The following is a 3,196-nucleotide window of genomic DNA, read 5'->3' on the forward strand; positions in this document are numbered from 1 at the left end:
CTCTTGTAATGGCGGCTTTATAAGTGGTACCATATCAATATTATAAAATTTTCTAAAAAATCTAAAAAAAGGAGTTATCACACATGGAAGCATTACTTGGAGTAACCTGGTTCATGCCGGTCTTGTGGGTTGTGTTCGCCCTGTCCGTCTTTTGGGCTTATCATTCTTTCAGAGCAAAAAGGTATGGAATGGTGCTATTGGCAGGCATGATCCAAATCATGATTAGTCCCGCTTTCGCAGTTAGTATCGGCCCAATTATATTAGCGATGGGCGTGACACAATTTTATGTAGGGATTGTCAATACGAAGAAGGGTGAAAGCTATGAGGCTTAATAGTCTTATAGGTATTTCACCCTTTTTTCTATATATTTGCATAAATCACCAAGTGTAGGAAACATTTCAAACTCACGATCTATAGGGAGCTCTTTATGAGGCATCGGTTCAATTTCCCAATATTTCACGAGTGCAGAAAAGGTTGCAATAAAACGGTCTCTGTTTCCATCATAGAGGTGCTTAAGACTAACATCTGTCGTCAAGTGCTCCACAGGATTATCGTAAGACGGTTCAATGTAGTAATGCACAAATTCAACAGTAGACATGTACACTTCAAAGACCAACCCTCTGCTCCTGAACCTCTTCTCTACTAATTTCTTCATCCTATAATATTCAAAGTCAAAGACTTTCGCCAAATCGCCCACCTCCAGCAGAATATTATTATTAAGTTATAATTCTTCATAAATCGACAAATCCCTTCCCATCCGGTTAAACTCCAAACAATTATGTTCGTTTTTATCAAAGAATGCGGAATATGGTATCCTTTTCTAAAATAGAAGATTTTAGAGTGAGGGTTATGAAAAATGAATAAACTAGGATTCACTTTGTTTATACTTAGTATCATGGTGATAGGATGCCAGGCTTCCGCTGAAACAAGGGAGCAGACAAATAAGCACGCTCAAACAACGGTAGAAGAAACCTCTTCTGAAGAGTCAGCCGATCTTAATGAAATAGAAATCCCTTTGCAGCTGAGTGATCACACGTATACTTTTCACTCACAGAAGTTTCCAATTCTCTCTAGTTACATCGAAAACTTTGAAAACCCTGCTGAAAAGCTGCATTCCCTTTCCTTTACCCCGATAGGAAACGATCAATTTTTAGCAGAATTTGCTTGTCACGACGACGCTTGCTCTTATTTGCTGCTTGATTTTCAAAGGCAAACATCTTTCTTATTGAACGACTTGAGCACGTTGGCTAAGATCCAACATTCAGATGATCGAGCTTATATCGCCTTCTTGTTTGAGAGGAGTATAGAGGGGCAGAAAAAGCACCACCTGACTGTAATGGACCTTTCCGCAATGGAACCGGTATCTATTGAACTGAAGGACGGGCAAAAGTTGATTCCTAAGCCAGATCATTATCAATATAGCATTCAATCTGTTACTTTTATGGAAGACAAGCAGATTCAAATTGTCAGTAATGCCGCTGCTTCTGAAACCGAGGTGGCTGCCGGCACGAAGACGGTTTGGATGTACAATTAGATGTAGGAGGAAAACCATGAATCAAACAATAGAAACCTTATTAAATCATCGATCTATACGAAAATTCAAAGATGAACCTGTAAGTGAAGATCAGCTAGCGATCATACTGGATGCAGCCCAGCAGGCTTCGACCTCCAGTTACATGATGGCCTATACCATCATTGGTGTAACGGATCCTGAGAAAAAGTCAGAGCTGGCAGAGGTCACTGGCCAGAAGTATGTCAAAGATAATGGACATTTATTCATCTTTTGTGCTGACTTACACCGACATACCCTTCATGCTGCAGAGGAGCAGTATGAGGACATGAAACCAAACCTTGAGAACAGTGAGCATTTCCTTGTATCAGCAATTGATGCGGCATTGGCTGCACAGAACGCTGCGATTGCGGCTGAATCAATGGGTCTAGGTATTTGTTATATCGGATCGATTCGTAATCAATTGGATCGTGTAGATCAGCTGCTCTCCTTACCAAAACACGTTATTCCTCTATTCGGGATGGTTCTTGGAGTGCCTGCACATGAGCCGAACAAAAAACCTCGCCTGCCAAGAAAGGCTGTTTATTTTGAGAATGAATATAGAGACCAGACAGATGAGTTAAATAACTTTGATGAAAAAATTGCGGCCTATTATCAATCCCGTTCCAGCAACAACCGTGTGGATACCTGGACAGATCAAATGCTGCGTCGATTTACGACTCCAATGAGAATGGATGTTACAGACTTGGTTCAGAAGAAAGGCTTTAATAAGAGGTAAGAAGCATGGAGAGTGATTGCATGTATAAAACGCTAGCGTTACATTTGAAAAATGCAGAGAATGTTGTTGTCCTGACAGGTGCCGGTGTTTCTACAGCCAGCGGTATTCCTGACTTCCGTTCAAGTGAAGGACTATGGAGTGAGGATGACTCAAGAGAATATTACATGTCAACCGATTATTTCTTCCATAATCCTAACGACTTTTGGAAGAAGTATAAAGCGATTTTCCGCTTGAAATTGTTGAAGAACTATCGACCGAACGCTGTTCATCAATTTATAAAAGAATTAGAAAATAATGAACGAGGAGTAACGGTGATCACTCAAAACGTCGATGGACTCCACCATCTTGCAGATAGTCAGAAAGTGATCGAGTATCACGGAACTTTGAACCGCTCAAGCTGTACGAACTGCGGACGATCATTCTCGCTCGATTATGTGATGCAGGACCCTGTCCCCTATTGTAATCAGTGTGAATCCATTTTGAAGCCCGATGTGTTATTATTTGGTGATTTGATTACCGCCCACGAAGAGGCAGAGAAGGTCATCAATCAATCAGACCTGCTTCTCGTCATGGGAACCTCGCTTTTAGTGACCCCTTTCAGCCTCTTACCTTATTATGCTGCTGAGAAAGGGATTACCACAGCAATGATTAATAACGAGCCGACGGCCAAAGATGGTCTTTTTGATTTCGTCATCCATGAAGATTTATCTGAAGCGGTTAACAACCTTTATACCTATCTGTAAGTCCTCATCCCCCATCTCAGGCAGATGGGGGATTTTTCTTGATCATGAAACCTTTTCCGTATCTTAACCGTACTTTATAAAAAGCCTGTCAGGGGGGAGATGACCATTTCTAAACTAGTGACGTTGTTTATTACAGTAGCTGTACTTATCGGGATTAACATTGGA

5 protein-coding genes are annotated in these 3,196 nt (G+C 41.1%); 4 read left to right on the forward strand and 1 reads right to left on the reverse strand.

Annotated elements, in window-relative coordinates; genetic code table 11:
• Positions 1-83: 83 nt before the first annotated feature.
• The gene (locus tag LD39_RS16930) at positions 84-332 is read left to right on the forward strand and encodes a hypothetical protein (RefSeq protein WP_035550309.1); all 249 of its coding nucleotides are present in this window, start codon (positions 84-86) and stop codon (positions 330-332) included.
• Between the two features lie 5 nt (positions 333-337).
• On the opposite strand, the gene LD39_RS16935 is transcribed toward LD39_RS16930, so the two are convergent.
• Entirely contained in the window at positions 338-688 is a 351-nt protein-coding gene (locus tag LD39_RS16935) for a hypothetical protein (RefSeq protein WP_035550313.1), read from the reverse strand.
• 168 nt (positions 689-856) lie between these two features.
• On the opposite strand from LD39_RS16935, the gene LD39_RS16940 reads away from it, so the two are divergent.
• From LD39_RS16940 to LD39_RS16950, 3 genes are read left to right on the forward strand one after another with little or no spacing between them, the layout of a single operon-like run.
• On the forward strand, positions 857-1,534 hold the full coding sequence (locus LD39_RS16940; protein ID WP_035550316.1) for a hypothetical protein: 678 nt from the start codon (positions 857-859) through the stop codon (positions 1,532-1,534).
• Positions 1,535-1,550: 16 nt separating this feature from the next.
• Positions 1,551-2,288 (forward strand): oxygen-insensitive NADPH nitroreductase, encoded by a 738-nt coding sequence (gene nfsA, locus LD39_RS16945; protein WP_035550318.1) that lies wholly within the window; start codon positions 1,551-1,553, stop codon positions 2,286-2,288.
• Between the two features lie 20 nt (positions 2,289-2,308).
• A complete protein-coding gene (locus LD39_RS16950) occupies positions 2,309-3,031 on the forward strand; it encodes an NAD-dependent protein deacylase (protein ID WP_035550321.1) in 723 nt (240 codons plus the stop codon).
• Positions 3,032-3,196 lie beyond the last annotated feature (165 nt).

Source organism: Halobacillus sp. BBL2006, assembly GCF_000786645.1.
Taxonomy (GTDB): domain Bacteria; phylum Bacillota; class Bacilli; order Bacillales; family Halobacillaceae; genus Halobacillus.

Coding starts and splice junctions, on each gene's coding strand:
- LD39_RS16930 (WP_035550309.1), top strand. CDS start 84: ATGGAAGCATTACTTGGAGTAACCTGGTTCATGCCGGTCTTGTGGGTT.
- LD39_RS16940 (WP_035550316.1), top strand. CDS start 857: ATGAATAAACTAGGATTCACTTTGTTTATACTTAGTATCATGGTGATA.
- nfsA (WP_035550318.1), top strand. CDS start 1,551: ATGAATCAAACAATAGAAACCTTATTAAATCATCGATCTATACGAAAA.
- LD39_RS16950 (WP_035550321.1), top strand. CDS start 2,309: ATGTATAAAACGCTAGCGTTACATTTGAAAAATGCAGAGAATGTTGTT.